Origin of the sequence: Pseudomonas sp. 5C2 (assembly GCF_034314155.1) — a bacterium.
In the GTDB taxonomy this organism is placed as follows: Bacteria; Pseudomonadota; Gammaproteobacteria; order Pseudomonadales; family Pseudomonadaceae; genus Aquipseudomonas.
Genome location: NZ_JAVIWH010000003.1, coordinates 770223 through 787075, shown reverse-complemented (window position 1 = coordinate 787075; position 16853 = coordinate 770223). Strand labels below are relative to the sequence as shown.

The 16853-nt window shown below is 59.7% G+C and carries 17 protein-coding genes; 7 read left to right on the top strand and 10 right to left on the bottom strand.

All coding sequences use genetic code 11. The features are described from left to right. Positions 1 to 74: 74 nt before the first annotated feature. Both RGU44_RS18435 and RGU44_RS18430 read left to right on the top strand, forming a co-directional pair. Positions 75 to 587, top strand: a complete 513-nt coding sequence (locus RGU44_RS18435) for a dihydrofolate reductase (protein WP_322176906.1) — start codon at positions 75 to 77, stop codon at positions 585 to 587. Positions 588 to 746: 159 nt separating this feature from the next. Further along, positions 747 to 1814: a haloacid dehalogenase-like hydrolase gene (locus RGU44_RS18430; protein ID WP_322176905.1), complete on the top strand. Its 1068-nt coding sequence runs from the start codon at positions 747 to 749 to the stop codon at positions 1812 to 1814. A 69-nt stretch (positions 1815 to 1883) separates the two neighbouring features. Here the strand turns inward: RGU44_RS18430 and ilvD are convergent, their stop codons facing one another. Further along, entirely contained in the window at positions 1884 to 3731 is a 1848-nt protein-coding gene (gene ilvD, locus RGU44_RS18425; RefSeq protein ID WP_322218473.1) for a dihydroxy-acid dehydratase, read from the bottom strand. Positions 3732 to 4018: 287 nt separating this feature from the next. Further along, the gene (locus RGU44_RS18420) at positions 4019 to 5215 is read right to left on the bottom strand and encodes a class I SAM-dependent rRNA methyltransferase (protein WP_322176902.1); all 1197 of its coding nucleotides are present in this window, start codon (positions 5213 to 5215) and stop codon (positions 4019 to 4021) included. Positions 5216 to 5431: 216 nt separating this feature from the next. Here RGU44_RS18420 and RGU44_RS18415 point away from each other — a divergent pair, with 216 nt between their 5' ends. The 3 genes from RGU44_RS18415 (at position 5432) to RGU44_RS18405 (ending at position 7555) form a co-directional block, all read left to right on the top strand. Continuing rightward, positions 5432 to 6244 carry an HDOD domain-containing protein gene (locus RGU44_RS18415; protein ID WP_322182928.1) on the top strand — a complete coding sequence of 271 codons (813 nt, stop codon included), beginning with the start codon at positions 5432 to 5434 and terminating at the stop codon, positions 6242 to 6244. A 32-nt stretch (positions 6245 to 6276) separates the two neighbouring features. Beyond that, the gene (gene mutM, locus RGU44_RS18410) at positions 6277 to 7089 is read left to right on the top strand and encodes a bifunctional DNA-formamidopyrimidine glycosylase/DNA-(apurinic or apyrimidinic site) lyase (protein ID WP_322218470.1); all 813 of its coding nucleotides are present in this window, start codon (positions 6277 to 6279) and stop codon (positions 7087 to 7089) included. A 127-nt stretch (positions 7090 to 7216) separates the two neighbouring features. Continuing rightward, positions 7217 to 7555 carry a multidrug transporter gene (locus tag RGU44_RS18405; protein WP_322176900.1) on the top strand — a complete coding sequence of 113 codons (339 nt, stop codon included), beginning with the start codon at positions 7217 to 7219 and terminating at the stop codon, positions 7553 to 7555. An 18-nt stretch (positions 7556 to 7573) separates the two neighbouring features. Here the strand turns inward: RGU44_RS18405 and ggt are convergent, their stop codons facing one another. The 6 genes from ggt to RGU44_RS18375 form a co-directional block, all read right to left on the bottom strand. After that, positions 7574 to 9280, bottom strand: a complete 1707-nt coding sequence (gene ggt / locus RGU44_RS18400; RefSeq protein WP_322176899.1) for a gamma-glutamyltransferase — start codon at positions 9278 to 9280, stop codon at positions 7574 to 7576. A 64-nt stretch (positions 9281 to 9344) separates the two neighbouring features. Next, a complete protein-coding gene (locus RGU44_RS18395; RefSeq protein ID WP_219062877.1) occupies positions 9345 to 9596 on the bottom strand; it encodes a YfhL family 4Fe-4S dicluster ferredoxin in 252 nt (83 codons plus the stop codon). A gap of 82 nt (positions 9597 to 9678) precedes the next feature. Beyond that, positions 9679 to 10158 (bottom strand): pantetheine-phosphate adenylyltransferase, encoded by a 480-nt coding sequence (gene coaD / locus RGU44_RS18390; protein WP_322218467.1) that lies wholly within the window; start codon positions 10156 to 10158, stop codon positions 9679 to 9681. A gap of 149 nt (positions 10159 to 10307) precedes the next feature. Further along, positions 10308 to 11903 (bottom strand): GMC family oxidoreductase, encoded by a 1596-nt coding sequence (locus RGU44_RS18385; protein ID WP_322218465.1) that lies wholly within the window; start codon positions 11901 to 11903, stop codon positions 10308 to 10310. Between the two features lie 48 nt (positions 11904 to 11951). Next, positions 11952 to 12497, bottom strand: coding sequence for a twin-arginine translocation pathway signal protein (locus RGU44_RS18380; protein ID WP_322218463.1), 546 nt, complete (start codon positions 12495 to 12497; stop codon positions 11952 to 11954). Between the two features lie 54 nt (positions 12498 to 12551). Beyond that, on the bottom strand, positions 12552 to 13982 hold the full coding sequence (locus RGU44_RS18375) for a coniferyl aldehyde dehydrogenase (protein ID WP_322176895.1): 1431 nt from the start codon (positions 13980 to 13982) through the stop codon (positions 12552 to 12554). Between the two features lie 194 nt (positions 13983 to 14176). Between RGU44_RS18375 and RGU44_RS18370 the strand changes: the two genes are divergently transcribed. Together RGU44_RS18370 and RGU44_RS18365 are read left to right on the top strand one after the other, a co-directional pair. Beyond that, entirely contained in the window at positions 14177 to 14848 is a 672-nt protein-coding gene (locus tag RGU44_RS18370) for a TetR/AcrR family transcriptional regulator (RefSeq protein WP_322218460.1), read from the top strand. Between the two features lie 50 nt (positions 14849 to 14898). Continuing rightward, positions 14899 to 15753 carry a sulfurtransferase gene (locus RGU44_RS18365; protein ID WP_322218458.1) on the top strand — a complete coding sequence of 285 codons (855 nt, stop codon included), beginning with the start codon at positions 14899 to 14901 and terminating at the stop codon, positions 15751 to 15753. Between the two features lie 29 nt (positions 15754 to 15782). On the opposite strand, the gene RGU44_RS18360 is transcribed toward RGU44_RS18365, so the two are convergent. Together RGU44_RS18360 and RGU44_RS18355 are read right to left on the bottom strand one after the other, a co-directional pair. Then, positions 15783 to 16106, bottom strand: coding sequence for an AzlD domain-containing protein (locus RGU44_RS18360; RefSeq protein WP_322176892.1), 324 nt, complete (start codon positions 16104 to 16106; stop codon positions 15783 to 15785). Then, a complete protein-coding gene (locus RGU44_RS18355) occupies positions 16103 to 16831 on the bottom strand; it encodes an AzlC family ABC transporter permease (protein WP_322176891.1) in 729 nt (242 codons plus the stop codon). The genes RGU44_RS18360 and RGU44_RS18355 overlap by 4 nt, the downstream gene beginning before the upstream one ends. Positions 16832 to 16853: the final 22 nt, after the last annotated feature.

The following is a 16853-nucleotide window of genomic DNA, read 5'->3' as shown; positions in this document are numbered from 1 at the left end:
GATAAAGTCAGCCGTGAGCATAACCTCTGTGGCCGGGCTCGGGGCAAACACTCGCTTCTGCTATCCTCGCGCCCATGAAAACTCATCTCCCCCTCAGCCTGATTGCCGCCCTCGGTGAAAACCGTGTGATCGGTGTCGACAATTCCATGCCCTGGCATTTGCCGGGGGACTTCAAATACTTCAAGGCGACGACCCTCGGCAAGCCGATCATCATGGGCCGCAAGACCTGGGATTCGCTGGGCAGGCCCTTGCCGGGGCGGTTGAACCTGGTGGTCAGTCGCCAGGCCGATCTGCAGCTCGAAGGCGCGGAAGTGTTTACCTCACTCGACGCCGCTGTGGTTCGTGCCGAGCAATGGGCGCGGGAGCAGGGCGTCGATGAAGTGATGCTGATTGGCGGGGCGCAGTTGTATGCGCAAGGCCTGGCGCAGGCAGACCGCCTGTATCTGACCCGCGTGGCGCTCAGCCCTGAAGGCGATGCCTGGTTCCCCGAGTTCGATACCGCGCAGTGGAGGCTGGTGTCCAACACCCCTAACCCGGCGCAGGACGACAAGCCGGCTTACAGCTTTGAAGTGTGGGAAAAAATGTAAACCCAGGCACAGATCCCTTGTGGGCCTTGTCGTTTTTGACGCGCGTGTCGCGAATCGTTATCAGCATGACGTCTTCACGACACGGGCGGTCGTTGATGCGCTAGAGATGTCACGAGATTTTGCTACGGTCAGTCTTCAACCTTGAGGAGGGACCCCGTTATGAATCTCGCGCCAAAACTGTTTGCCGCCGTGCTGACGTTGGGACTGAGCGTAGCGCTCGCCAGCCAGACGTTTGCCACCGAATTGACCCATTGGCCCGCACCTGCGGCCAAGCAGCTCAATGCCATGATCGAAGCCAACGCCAACAAGGGTAACTTCGCCGTGTTCGACATGGACAACACCAGCTACCGCTACGATCTGGAAGAGTCGCTGCTGCCGTTCATGGAAAACAAGGGCCTGATCACCCGCGAAAGCCTCGATCCCTCTCTTAAATTGATCCCGTTCAAGGACACGGCCGACCACAAGGAAAGCCTGTTCAGCTACTACTACCGTCTGTGTGAAATCGACGACATGGTGTGCTACCCATGGGTGGCTCAGGTGTTCTCCGGGTTCACGCTCGCGGAACTCAAAGGTTACGTCGATGAGCTGATGGCGTCGGGCAAACCGGTGCCGAGCACGTATTACGATGGCGATACGGTCAAAAATATCGACGTCCAGCCACCCAAGGTTTTCACCGGGCAGGCCGAGCTGTACAACAAGCTGATGGAGAACGGCATCGAGGTCTACGTGATGACCGCTGCTTCAGAGGAGTTGGTGCGCATGGTCGCGGCTGATCCCAAGTACGGCTACAACGTCAAACCGCAGAATGTGATTGGCGTGACCACGCTACTGAAAAATCGCACGACAGGCGAACTGACGACTGCGCGCAAGCAGATCACAGCGGGCAAATACGATGAGAAGAGCAACCTGGGTCTGGAGCTGACGCCGTACCTGTGGACGCCTGCAACCTGGATGGCAGGTAAACAAGCGGCAATCCTGACGTACATCGACCAGTGGAAAAAACCGGTGCTGGTGGGTGGCGACACCCCAACCAGTGACGGCTACATGCTGTTTCACAGCGTCGACGTCAGTAAGGGCGGTGTCCATTTGTGGGTCAACCGCAAAGACAAGTACATGACTCAGCTCAACGGCATGATGACCACAAACGCGGCTGCCCAAGCCAAAGAAGGCCTGGCCGTCACGGCGGACAAGAATTGGGTGATCGTGAAACCGGAGGAGATTCAGTAAAACCGAGGTGACTGCATCGCGGACAAGCCCGCTCCTACTGTAGGAGCGGGCTTGTCCGCGATGACGGTCTTACGGCATCAACTTATCAAGCATCGCCTTGTCACGCACTGCACCTTTGTCGGCGCTGGTCGCCAGCAGGGCGTAGGCCTTCAGAGCAGTGGTCACTTTGCGCGGGCGCTTCTCGACCGGCTTCCAGCCTTTGGCATCTTGCTCGGCACGGCGTCCGGCCATTTCTTCATCGCTGATCAATAGATTGATCGAGCGGTTCGGAATGTCGATCAACACTTTATCGCCATCGCGTACCAGACCAATCGCGCCGCCTGCTGCTGCTTCTGGCGATGCGTGGCCGATGGACAAGCCCGAGGTGCCGCCGGAGAAGCGACCGTCGGTGAGCAAGGCGCAGGCTTTGCCCAGACCTTTGGATTTCAGGTACGACGTCGGGTAGAGCATTTCCTGCATGCCCGGGCCGCCTTTCGGACCTTCGTAACGGATGATCACGATGTCGCCGGCTTTCACTTCGTCGGCGAGGATGCCGCGTACGGCGCTGTCCTGGCTTTCGAAGATCTTCGCGTTGCCTTCAAAGACATGGATCGACTCATCGACACCTGCGGTTTTCACCACGCAGCCGTCCAGCGCGATGTTGCCGTACAGCACGGCCAGGCCGCCTTCTTGCGAATACGCGTGTTCCACGCTGCGGATACAGCCGTTCTCACGGTCGTCATCCAGGGTTTCCCAACGAGTCGACTGACTGAATGCAGTCTGGGTCGGAATGCCCGCAGGACCAGCCTTGAAGAAGGTGTGTACCGCTTCGTCGTCAGTCTGGGTGATGTCCCATTTGGCGATGCCTTCGGCCATGGTCTTGCTGTGGACGGTCGGCAGATCGGTGTGCAGCAGGCCACCGCGAGCCAGTTCGCCGAGGATGCTGAAAATCCCGCCGGCACGGTGCACGTCTTCCATGTGGTACTTCTGGATATTCGGCGCGACCTTGCACAGTTGCGGCACTTTGCGTGACAGACGGTCGATGTCCTTCAAGTCGAAATCGATTTCACCTTCCTGTGCCGACGCCAGCAAATGCAGGATGGTATTGGTCGAGCCACCCATGGCGATGTCCAGGGTCATGGCGTTTTCGAAGGCTTTGAAGTTGGCGATATTACGTGGCAGTACCGACTCATCGTTCTCGGTGTAGTACTGGCGGCACAGGTCGACGATGGTGCGGCCAGCCTGCAGGAACAGTTGCTCGCGGTCGCTGTGGGTCGCCAGTTGCGAACCGTTGCCCGGCAGCGCAAGGCCCAGGGCTTCTGTCAGGCAGTTCATCGAGTTGGCGGTGAACATGCCGGAGCAAGAGCCGCATGTCGGGCACGCACTGCGCTCGTATTCGGCGACTTTTTCATCGCTGGCTTCGGAGTCAGCGGCGATCACCATCGCGTCGACCAGGTCCAGACCGTGGCTGGCCAGTTTGGTCTTGCCAGCTTCCATCGGGCCGCCGGACACGAAGATCACCGGGATATTCAGGCGCAAGGCGGCCATCAACATACCGGGGGTGATTTTGTCGCAGTTGGAAATGCAGACGATGGCGTCGGCGCAGTGGGCGTTGATCATGTATTCCACGGAGTCGGCGATGATCTCGCGGCTCGGCAGCGAATACAGCATGCCGTCGTGACCCATGGCGATGCCGTCATCCACGGCAATGGTGTTGAATTCCTTGGCCACGCCACCGGCGCGTTCGATTTCGCGAGCGACCAGTTGGCCCATGTCTTTGAGGTGCACATGGCCGGGCACGAACTGGGTGAACGAGTTGGCGATGGCAATGATCGGTTTTTTGAAGTCGGCGTCTTTCATCCCGGTGGCGCGCCACAAAGCGCGAGCACCGGCCATATTGCGGCCGTGGGTAGACGTTTTCGAGCGGTAATCAGGCATGGAGCGCTCCTGGCGGCAAATCAGGTATCAGGAAAGGGAGAGAGCTTCTATTGACGACACAGACACCCGGCAGTGACCGGATGCTGCGGTGAACCGATGACGCCACGGGATCGCCGCGCGCTCGGCCTGAGCTCATAAACCCGCCGGGGATGACTGGCGATGAATAAAGGCGATTCTACACCTGCGGCGCCAGGAAGGAATGCCGAAGGTCGTTCCGACCTTAATCGCGGGCAAGCCCGCTCCTACAGTAGGAGCGGGCTTGCCCGCGATTGGCCGAGAAGCAGTGATCAGCTGTTTGGCAGCAACCGGCAGGTCATGCTTTTGATATAGCGCGTTTCGGCAATCGCCGGGTGCACCGGGTGGTCCGGGCCTTGGCCGCCGCGTTCCAGCAACTGCATGTTGCGGTCCAGATGGCGGGCGCTGGTCAGGAGGATGTTTTGCAGGTCGTCCTCCGGCAGGTGCATCGAGCAGGAAGCGCTGATCAGAATCCCGTCTTTGCTGAGCAGGCGCATGGCCTGTTCGTTGAGACGGCGGTAAGCTCCTTCGCCGTTTTTCAGGTCTTTTTTGCGTTTGATGAAGGCCGGTGGATCAGCAACGATCACGTCGAAACGCTCTTCGCCGTTTTTCAGCTCCTTCAATGCTTCGAACACGTCGCCTTCGATGCACGCCACTTTGTCGGTGAAACCGTTGAGTGCCGCGTTACGTTCAACGCCGTCCAGCGCGAAGGAAGATGCGTCGACGCAGGTGACATCGCTGGCACCGAAAGCGGCCGCTTGCACGCCCCAGCCGCCGATGTAGCTGAACAGGTCCAGGACGCGTTTGCCTTTGACGTACGGTGCCATGCGCGCGCGGTTCATGCGGTGGTCATAGAACCAGCCGGTTTTCTGTCCGGCCATGACCGGCGCTTCGAATTTCACCCCGTTCTCTTCCAGCGCAACCCACTCAGGCACTAGGCCGAAGGCGGTCTCGACGTAACGGTTGAGGCCTTCGGCATCGCGTGCGGCGGAGTCGTTCTTGAACAGGATACCGCTCGGCTTGATTACTTGAATCAAGGCCGCGAGCAGGTCGTCCTTGTGGTTTTCCATGGTGGCGGAAGCCAGTTGCACCACTAGGATGTCGCCAAAACGATCGACCACCAGACCCGGCAGCAGGTCGGAGTCGCCGAACACCAGGCGGTAATAAGGCTTGTCGAACAGGCGTTCGCGCAACGACAGCGCGACGTTCAGGCGGTGTACCAGCAACGATTTATCCAGCGGCACTTTGATGTCGCGGGACAGCAGGCGTGCGCAGATCAGGTTGTTGGGGCTCATTGCCACAATGCCCAACGGCTTGCCGCCGGCAGCTTCCAGAATGGCTTGATCGCCCGCAGCAAAGCCGTTGAGCGGGGTGGCGGCTACATCGATTTCGTTGCTGTAGACCCACAAGTGGCCGGCGCGCAAGCGACGGTCGGCATTGGCTTTGAGGCGCAAGCTAGGCAGGGACATGACGTCGCTCCGGAAAAAAGAGCGAGATTATAACGCGTCATCCACGCTCGGGGCCCGGATCACTGGAATAAACCACTGGCGGAGTCTATTGCATCGTTCTGAGTGTTGTCGGATGCCCCTCCACAAAGGTTAAAATTGCCGCCTAGTCCTGAGTGTGTATTTATGTCCCAAGCGCTAACCACCGAGCAGATTCAGCAGGCCTTGCAAGGCATCAGTGTGCCGCCACAGCCGCAGATCATGGTGGATTTGCAGATGGAGCAATACATGCCTGATCCGGACCTGGGGGCGATTGCCCGGTTGATCGCGCAGGATCCGGGCTTGTCCGGCGCATTGTTGAAAATCGTTAATTCACCGTATTACGGCCTGACCAATAAAATCGCCTCGATTGAGCGCGCGGTAAATCTGCTGGGCAGTGCCTCGATCATCAACCTGATCAACGCGCAGTCGATCAAGGGCGAGATGACCGACGAAACCATCGTTACCCTCAACCGTTTCTGGGACTCCGCGCAGGATGTGGCGATGACCAGCCTGACGCTGGCCAAACGCACCGGCTCACAGGCGGTGGACGAGGCCTATGCGCTGGGGCTGTTCCATGACTGTGGCATTCCGCTGATGCTCAAGCGCTTCCCCAACTACATGAGTGTGTTGGAAGACGCTTACGCCAAGGCGAGCCCGACCTGTCGTGTGGTGGACACAGAGAACCATACATTCAATACCAACCATGCCGTGGTCGGTTATTTCACCGCCAAGTCCTGGCGTTTGCCGGAGCATGTCAGCAACGCTATTGCCAACCATCACAATGCGTTGGCGATCTTCCAGGACGAGTCGGGTCACAACAGCCAACTGAAGAACTTGCTGGCGATCCTGAAAATGGCCGAACATGTCTGTGCGTCCTATCGGGTGCTGGGCAATCAGGGTGAAGACCATGAGTGGAACAGCATCGGTCATCTGATTCTGGATTACGTGGGGCTTTCCGATTACGACTTTGAGAACCTCAAAGAATCCATTCACGAGTTGGGCGTCCGCTAGCCCGATCACTCGTTCCTTTGTCCGGGTCGCCAATGCCTGAATTACCTGAAGTCGAAACCACCCGCCGGGGCATCGCGCCGTATCTGGAAGGTCAGCGCGTCAGTCGCGTGATCGTTCGTGACCGGCGTTTGCGCTGGCCGATCCCCGAGGACCTGGACGTGCGCCTGTCCGGGCAGCGGATTGTATCGGTGGCGCGTCGCGCCAAGTACCTGTTGATCAATGCCGAGGTCGGAACGTTGATCAGTCATTTGGGCATGTCGGGTAATTTGCGTCTGGTCGACGCCGGATTGCCTGCGGCCAAGCATGAGCATGTGGATATCGAGCTGGAGTCGGGCATGGCCCTGCGCTACACCGACCCGCGCCGTTTTGGTGCGATGCTCTGGAGCCTTGACCCGCTCAATCACGAATTGCTGATTCGTCTCGGGCCGGAGCCGTTGACCGAGCTGTTCGATGGGGAACGTCTGTTCGAACGTTCCCGGGGACGCTTAATGGCGGTCAAACCTTTCATCATGGACAACGCGGTGGTGGTCGGAGTCGGTAATATTTACGCGACTGAAGCCTTGTTTGCCGCCGGTATCGACCCGCGTCGCGAGGCTAAGAGCATCTCCCGGGCGCGTTATATGAAGCTGGCGATCGAGATCAAGCGCATTCTTATCCACGCCATCGAGCGCGGCGGCACCACCCTCAAGGATTTTATCGGCGGCGATGGTCAGCCCGGCTACTTTCAGCAGGAGCTGTTCGTTTACGGTCGCGGCCATCAGCCGTGCAAAGTCTGCGGTACCGAGTTGCGCGAAGTAAAACTCGGTCAACGTACCAGCGTGTACTGCCCGCGTTGCCAGACATAGATATCCTGTAATCGCGGCCTTGCCCGCGCCTGCCTGAAATGGCATCTGACAGCTGCAAACCTTGCGTAACCAGCGCCGCTGTTTATAGTGACGATCATTACTACCGTTGAGCTTGAAGGATCACGCCATGAGTCCGTTTCGTACCCTCGCTGTTGCCTTGGCCTTGCTGTTCGGATTGCAGGTGCTGCCTGCACAGGCTCAAGCAGAGTCACACGGGAGCGGAGATCCAACCTACTCCCTCGAAGCGCCGCCGGCCTACGCCATGATCGGCGACCTGTTGATTGCCCGGCCTTTGCTGATCGCGGCAACTCTGGTGGGTGCCGTACTGTTCGTGGTGGCGCTGCCGTTTACCGCAACTGGCGGTGGCATTGGCGACGCGGGCAAGGCGTTGGTGGTGGACCCTGGTAAGTCCGCGTTCGTCCGCTGCCTGGGTTGTACGGGCGATGGCTACAACAAACGCGAATAACCGGCGTCGCGATAAACGCTAAGGCGCGGCTTGCCTGACTGTCGGGTCGAACACTGCTGGAATCCCAAGCCCGCGAGGATCGCTCGCGGCTTCGACCTTGGCGTTGTCCTTGTTCCAGAACAGCACCTGCTGATTGCCATAGGCGCGCTTGGTGTCCTTGAGGCTGTAGCCGCGTGCTTGCAGCTCAGTCAGTTGCTCTGGAGAAAAGGCGTCGGGTTCGTACTCGATAACATCCGGCAAATACTGGTGGTGATAGCGCGGCACGGCAGGCCATGTCGCAACGGGTTGTCCGTCCAGGTATTGCAGGATCGACAGCAGCACCATGCTCGGAATACGGCTGCCGCCCGGTGTGCCGAAGGCGCTGAACTCGGTTGGACTTTCAATAAAGCTTGGGCTCATGCTCGACAGCGGCCGCTTGCCCGCCGCGATGGCGTTCGCTTGGCTGCCGGCCAGACCGTAAGCGTTGCTGCCTTGCGGGTCGGCGGCAAAGTCGTCCATTTCGTTATTCAATACCACGCCAGTACCGGGCACGCTGAAGGCTGACCCGAACGGCAGATTCACCGAAAGCGTCGCAGCGACCGCATTGCCCTCGCTGTCGAGGATGGCGAAATGAGTGGTGTGATCGCCCTCACGCCATTTAGGCGCAGGCGGCAGGCTGGCGCTGGGCGTCGCGTCGTGTGGGTCGATGTCGCGAGCCAGCTGCTTTAGGTAGTCGCGATCAAGTACATGGGCCAATGGGTTGCTGACGAAATCCGGATCGCCCAGCAAGCCTCGGTCGCGGTAAGCCCGGCGCAGGACTTCGACCACGTAGTGGGCACGCTGCACCTTGTCGGCCTCACGCCACGGCAACTGCTGCAACATCGTCAGGCTCTGGGCCAGCGCGATGCCGCCTGCGGAGGGTGGCGGGGCGCTGATCAACTCGCGATTATCCGCTAATGGGAAGCGTAGCGGCGCGCGGGCAACCACTCGATAGCGCTGCAGATCGTCGTCTGTCCAGATGCCGCCAGCGGACCTGACCCCTTTGACCAGCGCCTGACCGGTCAGGCCTTCGTAGAAACCGGCGCGCCCCTTGTCGGCAAAACGATCAAGGGTCAGCCCCAGTTCCGGTTGTTTGATGATCTCGCCCAGCGCCGGGATGTTCCCGTGGCGCAGAAACAGCCGGGTGCTCTCCGGGTCGTCGCGCAAGGCGGACAAACGCCAGCCAGCGCGCTCCCGGTAAACAGGATCGACGGCAAACCCCTGATACGCCAAGCGGATGGCCGGGGCCAGCGAGGTTTTCAGCGGCAGTTTACCGTAATGCTCGGCCAGTTCGACCAGCGCCGCTGGCAAGCCCGGAATGGCGGCGGCCAGTGGGCCGTTGAGCGACAGCGTGGGTTGTACCTTGCCGTCGCGGCGATACATGCTCTGGTTGGCCTGGAGTGGTGCGCGTTCGCGGGCATCAAGGAACTGATAGCGAATCGGCTCAGCGCTTTGCCGCAGCAGGAAGAACCCGCCACCGCCCAGCCCGGAAGCATAAGGCTCGACCACCGCCAGCGCGGCACTGACCGCCACGGCAGCGTCGAACGCGTTGCCGCCGATGAACAATATTTCTCGACCGGCGGCTGTGGCTTGCGGATGGGGGCTGGCGATGGCGGCCTGTTGCGGTGCCTTGGCCTGAGCGGCAAGGGCGCACAGCAGGAGCAGGGCGCCGAGCAGGGAGGGGAGACGATTCAGCGTACGGGTCATCCGGAACTCGCTTTTGTCGACAGGCAGTGCAGCCCGGCTGGCGAGTGCAGGAGCGTCGAAGGGGCTAGGCTTTGTGGGTCAAAATCAGGTATTTGGCCATCAGTTCGTCTTTGCTCTCGACGTGGGTTTCATCCAGCGGGATGCAATCCACGGGGCAGACTTGCTGGCACTGCGGTTCGTCGTAATGGCCAACGCATTCGGTGCACAGGTTCGGATTGATCACGTAGATCTCCTCACCTTGAGAAATTGCCTCGTTCGGGCACTCGGGTTCGCAGACGTCGCAATTGATGCAGTCGTCGGTGATGATCAGGGACATGAAGCACTCCTGCCACGGGCAGCGCCGGGGCATATGAAAACTAATGCGGCGAATTGTGCCGCATTAGTTCGTCCGATGCACCTTAGCGTTTGAACCGTTCGGTCAACGCCTCAGCTACCGTCGGGTGTACAAACTTGGTGATATCGCCGCCCAGTGCCGCGATTTCACGGACCAGCGTTGAGGAAATGAACGAATAACGCTCGGACGGTGTAAGGAACAGGCTTTCCACGTCCGGGGCCAATTGGCGGTTCATGTTGGCCAGCTGGAACTCGTATTCGAAATCCGATACCGCCCGCAACCCGCGCAGGAACACGTTGGCGTGCTGCTCTTTGGCGAAGTGCGCCAGCAAGGTGGAGAAACCTACCACCTCGACATTGGGCAGGTGTTTAGTGACCTCTCGGGCCAGCGCCACGCGCTGTTCCAGGGGAAACAGCGGGTTTTTCTTCGGGCTGGCAGCAACCGCGATGACCACTTGGTCGAACAGGCGCGAGGCGCGTTCGACCAGATCGCCATGGCCCTTGGTGATAGGGTCGAAGGTGCCTGGGTACAACACTCGGTTCATCGCGTCGTCCTGGTCGGAGTCCGTTGGGGAGTCGGATGGTAGCGCAGCAATCCCGGTGGGCCAAGTCGGCTTATGGATAGCAGGGGCATTATTGCTTTGGCAAATGAGGCGTTTCCGCCGCTTTTACAGCGCCTTCCGGTGCTACGCATCTAAGCAGATCTTAGCCTTTCACCCAGCAAAGTCGCCAGTTGCGCGGTCAGTCCATAGACCGAAAGTTGCGGGTTGGCACCGATACTGGTGGGAAATAACGAGCCGTCATGGATCGACAGATTGCTCAACTGATGATGCCGGCCAAGGCTATCGCATACAGCGGTTTTTGGCTCTTCACCCATGGCACAACCGCCCATCACATGGGCGCTGCCCAGTCGGGTGCGGTACGTTTCCATGCTCAAACCGTCGATGACTGATCGTGCCTCGGCCAGGCTTTTCACGTAGCCAGCGTCTTCGTGTACCGGCATCACCGCCTTAGCTCCGCCAGCAAACTGGATCTCGGCCATGCTGTGATAAGCCCGGCGAATGCCATCCCAGGCGTAAGACGACACCTGATAATCGAGCACTGGCGTGCCGTCGCCGCGCAGTTCCACGCTGCCGCCCGGGCTGCCCGGGTGAAAACCGTCACGCATCAAGGCCAGCATCATGTGGGTATTAGGCAGTTGGGCCATGCGCTCTGCGTTTTCCTGGCCGAAGCCGCCGAGCAGCGTGCTGGCCAGCGCCGGTTGCAGGGGCGGTACTTCGAGCTTGTAAGACATCTGCCCTGTGGCACCGTCGGTCCATTGGAAATGGTCGGAATAAATCGACTGCGGTGCGCCGTAAAACGGATTAATCACCCGGTCGAACAACGCTGCGGAAAAACTCGTCAGGTGCAGAAACGTGCGCTTGCCCACGCGCTTGTCCGGGTCCGGGGCGTCGGAGCGCATCAGTAAGGCAGGGCTGTTGATACCGCCACCGGCCAGTACGTAGTGCTTTGCCTTGACTGTGATACTGCGACCGTTGGGCGCCACACAGCGCTCATCCATGCCCACGCATTGCAGGCCGACAACCTTGTCACCTTTGATCACCAGCCGTTCTGCGCGGGCCAGGTACAGCAGCTCGCCGCCCTTATCCAGAGTCGCGGGGATGGTCGTGACCAGCATCGATTGTTTGGCATTGGTCGGGCAGCCCATGCCGCAATACCCTAGGTTCCAGCAGCCGCGTACATTGCGCGGGATGACTTTCCAGCTGTAACCCAACTGCTCGCATCCGTTGCGGATCACATCGTTGTTGGCGTTGGGTGGCATGACCCACGGGGTAACGCCCAGACGCTGTTCCATTTTGGCGAACCACGGCGCCATTTCGGCTGCGCTGTGGCCTTTGACCGCGTGTTCTTTGGCCCAGTGTTCCAGGGTTGGTTCGGGGGTGCGAAAGCTCGACGTCCAGTTGATCAGCGTGGTGCCGCCGACGGCTCGTCCCTGGAGGATGGTAATCGCGCCATCCTTGCTCATGCGGCCGATGCCTTCCTGATAAAGGCTGGAATAAGCCTGATCTTCGAGCATCTTGAAGTCGCTGCTGGTTTTCAACGGGCCTTCTTCGATCAGCAATACCTTATAGCCAGCCGCGCTGAGGATTTCTGCCGTGGTGCCACCGCCAGCGCCGCTGCCGATGATCGCGACATCCGCCTCCAGCGTCAGGTCATGGGTCAATTGCGCGCCGCTGTAGGTTTTCCAGCCACGGGCAAGGCCTTCTCGAAACACATCAGGAACCGGCATAGGGCCTCGATCTATTTATTTTTATTGGGGGGGTGGGGCATGTGTGGTTCAAACAGTCGGCGGGCCGGGATAACCGCAATGCGCCCACGATTCCGGGCGGCTGTACCAAGCCATCGTCACCAGCTTCAGCAAGGCGCCATGGCCCATGCGTAACAGGCTCAATGCGCTGTTTTCCCAGCGATTGAGGAAGGCCGTCATCTGCAACGGGCTGGCATTTTCCCAGCCGCCCCAGACACCGGTCAATGGACCTCGGGTGACGGGCAGCGCCAGTACATCGAACAGTTGCTGCGTCAGTTTGAGCATCTCCGGCGACAGTCGATCAAGGCTGGCGTCGATGCTTTGCAGGGTGCCCGCGATGGCGTTCGGTAGCGCAATCTCACCCAGACTGCCTTTGAGCATCACTGGAATCAGTGCGCGCAGGAATGGCAGATCACTGCTGCGTAATACGGCAAAGCCGCTGGCAGGCGTGTTGGCCGAGCAACCGCTCAGGCTCGCCGCGAGCCCGGCAGAGGACAGGAAGGCGCTGGCGCACAGGCCGATTTTCAGCACGCCCCGACGTGATAGGTTGGGGCTTTCAGACAGGCTGTTGTTCATTGTTTTTGTGGCCCTGTTCTTATGGATTTGTTGGACGGCGGTTGTCAGTCAGGGCTAACGAATGAACAGCTTGTAGACCAGCCGCTGGATCGCCTTGCCGTACGGCGGGTAAATCAACCGGGCTGCATTGAAGCGTTGCTTGATGAAGACACCCTTGGCCTTGCTGAAGGTCAGAAAGCCTTCATGGCCATGGTAGTGGCCCATGCCGGAGGGGCCGACGCCGCCGAACGGCATGTCATCCTGGGCGACATGCATTAGCGTGTCGTTCAGGCACACGCCGCCGGAGTGGGTCTGTTCCAGTACGCGCTGCTGCTCGGCCTTGTTGTAGCCAAAGTAGTACAACGCCAATGGGCGCGGGCGCTGATTGATGTAGGCAAACGCCTGATCAATGCGGCTGTAGGGAACAATGGGCAGCAGCGGGCCGAAGATTTCGTCCTGCATCACGGTCATGTCATCACTGACATTCAGCAGCAGACTGAACGGCATGCGCCGTCCCTGGCCCTGCTCGAACAGCGGAATCACTCGCGCGCCTTTGCTGCTGGCGTCGTCGAGGTAGCGATTGAGTCGGGCCAACTGTCGGTCGTTGATGATCGCGGTGTAGTCCGGGTTGTCGATCAGTGTCGGATAAAACTTCTGTACCGCTTTTCGGTAGGCGTCGACAAACCCGTCGACCCGGTCTTCGGGCACTAACACGTAGTCGGGCGCGACGCAGGTTTGTCCGGCATTCAGGGTTTTGCCGAAAGCGATGCGTTCGGCGGCGTCCTCGAGCGGCACATCGCTGGACACGATGGCCGGGGATTTTCCGCCCAGCTCCAGGGTGACCGGGGTCAGGTTCTCGGCTGCGGCGCGCATTACGTGCTTACCGATGCTGCTGGCCCCGGTGAACAATAAATGATCAAAAGGCAATGTCGAGAAGGCCATGCCGACCTCGGCTTCACCCAGCACAACCGTGACCAAATCTTCAGGGAACACTTGGGCGAACAGGCGCTTGAGCAACTGACCGGTGGTTGGCGTCGATTCGCTGAGCTTGAGCATCACCCGATTACCCGCAGACAGTGCGCCGACCAGTGGGCCGATGGCGAGAAATAGCGGGTAATTCCACGGCACGATCACCCCGACCACGCCCAATGGTTGATAGATCACTTTGGCCGACGCCGGTTGAAACGCCATACCAACGTGTCGGCGCGAAGGCTTCATCCATTTTTTCAGATGTTTGCTGGCGTACTGGATGCCCAACAGGCTTGGCATCAACTCAGCCAGCAGGGTTTCATCGGCGCTGCGGTGGCTAAAATCGCTGTTGATGGCGTCGACCAACGCCTGCCGTTCATCGCTCAATAGCGTGCGCAAGGTCTTGAGCCATTGCAGACGCTGGCCGGCGAGCGGCATAGGATTGGCCGCGAAGGCCCGTCGCTGATTGTTGAACAGCTGCTCAAGCTCATTGAAGGCTTGCTCGGACTCTTGCTGACAGGCGATTTCGGCGGGCATGGTCGTGGCTCGTATTAGCGTTATGCTGTACTTTTAGAGTCATTGCTCTATAAAGTCAAATCCAGAACCGAGCGGTCTTCTTCGCGAATGAAGTCGCTCCCTCAAAATGGGGGGCAATGCGAAGGCGGTATACCTGACATTGCCTGCGCTAAGATGCGGCATATTCTCCACACGTTTAAGCGGTCGAGCTGAACATGGCACCACGCATCAAAACCCGCGAACGTATCGTGCAAAACAGCCTGGAGCTGTTCAATCAGCAGGGTGAGCGCAGCGTCAGCACCAACCACATTGCTGCGCACATGGAAATGTCGCCGGGCAATCTGTATTACCACTTCCCCAATAAGCAGGCGATCATCGCCGAGCTGTTCACCGAGTACGAAGCCTTGGTGGACAGCTTTCTGCGTCCGCCCAAGGGGCGTCTGCCGAGTGTCGAGGACAAGCGTTTCTATTTGATGGAGCTGCTCGACGGCATGTGGCGCTACCGTTTCCTGCATCGCGATCTGGAGCATCTGCTCGACGCCGATCCAGAACTGGCTGCGCGTTACCGACGGTTTTCCCAGCACTGTCTGATTCAGGGCATGGCCATCTACAGTGGCTTCGTCGAGGCCGGTATCTTGCGCATGGATAAGGTGCAGATTGAGTCGTTGACCCTCAATGTGTGGATTATCCTTACGTCGTGGGTGCGGTTTTTGTGCACCACGCTGGAAGACGCCACGCGACTCAGTGAAGACGCCATGCGCCGAGGCGTGTACCAGGTGCTGATGCTGGAACTGGGTTACGTCACGCCAGAGGCACGGGACGCGGTGAATGCGCTGTGTGAAGAATTTTATGTGCCGTTGGGGCGGGCGTTAGAGGAAACGCCCTGACGTTTTTTTTGTCATAACATTGATCTGAATTTTTCTCACAGGAACTTGCCATGTCCATCGCGCAACTGATCAGCCCGGAACAACTGGCCGCTCGCCAACAGCACCCAGGGCTAGTGATTCTCGATTGTCGCTTTGCCCTGGAAGACCCTGACTATGGCCAGCGCAGTTATGCCGAAGGGCATATCGCGGGCGCCAGGTTCGCTGATCTGGAGCGTGATTTCAGCGACAAGGTGATCAAGGGCGTGACAGGCCGTCATCCGTTGCCAAAACCGGACGTGCTGATTCAGCGATTGCAGGAGTGGGGCATCAGTCAGGACAGCGATATTGTGCTGTACGACGACGGCCCCGGCGCGTTTGCTGCTCGTGGATGGTGGTTGCTGGCGTGGCTGGGCAAGCGTGACGGCGTGTACTTGCTGGATGGCGGCCTCAAAGCCTGGCACGCGGCGGGTTTGCCGTTGAGTCTGGACGCGCCGCAAAACAAGAAAGGGACCTTCACCGGTGAGCCGGATGATTCGTTGCTGCTCAGCGCCCAGGCGCTGCAAGCGCGTCTGGGCCAACCAGACATGACGCTGCTCGATGCCCGCGCCGCGCCGCGTTTCCGTGGTGAGGTGGAGCCGATCGATCCGGTCGCCGGCCATATTCCGGGTGCGCAGTGTGTTGCGTTCAACGAAAACCTGGGTGCCGACGGCCGCTTTCTGCCAGCAGACCAGCTCAAACAACGCTTTGCGGCAACGCTGGGTGATCGTTCGCCAAATCATCTGGTGGCCTACTGCGGCTCAGGCGTCACGGCCTGCCATAACCTGTTCGCGCTGTGCCTGGCGGGGTATCCACTGGGTTCGCTGTACGCCGGGTCGTGGAGCGAATGGATCACCGATCCGAATCGCGCTGTCGCCACTGGCGCCTGAGGTCAGCCAGAAACACACCGGTCTCAACCCTAAATCTGCCCCAGCGCCCAGCGCAGCAGGAAGAACACCAGCAAGCCGCCGCCAATGGTCGCCAGCAGGTTGCGGCTGAAGGCGGCGATGGCGATGGCTGCGAGGCCGGCCAGCAAGTAGGCGTTACTTGCGTTCAATTGCCAATGCTCGCCATCGGGCAGCAGCATGCCCGGCACCACAATCGCGGTCAGCACGGCCGTGGGCACATAGTGCAGCCCTTGGCGTACCACGGGCGGAAAGCGCAAATGCGGCCAGGCGAACAGGCTGTAGCGCATCAGGAACGTAATAGCGGTCATGCCGCCAATCAGCCACCAGTAACTCATGATCGCACCTCGTGACTCGACGCTTCGTCGCTGGCGCCAGAGCGTCGACGCTCAAGCAAGACGCCCACGGCGATCCCGCTGAATGCCGCCGCCATCAGGCCCAGTTTGTAAGGCCAGGTATGCGTCATCAAGGCCACCGCGCCAGCGGCGAGTGCCGCCGCGATTTGCGGTTGATTGCGCAGTAAAGGCACGACGATTCCGATAAAGGTCGCGAGCATGGCGAACTCCAGCCCCCAGCCCGCCAGATCAGGCACCGCCTGGCCAAACAGCACGCCCACCACCGAACTGCTGACCCAGCAGGCATACAACGCGCTGGCGACACCGACCCAATACCAATGCCCAAGCGGCGAACGCCCGTGCACGATATAAAAGCGTTGAACCACGGCGAACGTCTCGTCGGTCAGCCAGAACGCCAGCAGCACCCGCCAGCGTTGAGGCAGTGCACTCACCTGGGGTTGCAGCGTGGCGCTGTACAGCACATGGCGCAGATTGACGATAAAGGTGGTCAGCAGAATCACCACCGCACTGGCGCCAGCGCCCATCAGACTGACGACGATAAATTGCGCGGAGCCGGCGTACACGAACATCGACATGCCGAGCGCTTGCCACAACGACAAACCGCCCGCGCCTGCCAGCGTGCCGAAAATAATGCCGAAGGGTGCGATGCCGACCAACATGGGCACGCTGTCGCGTATGCCACGGGTATAAAGCTGATAGCGGGACATGAGTCTCTCCTTGAGTCCGCAT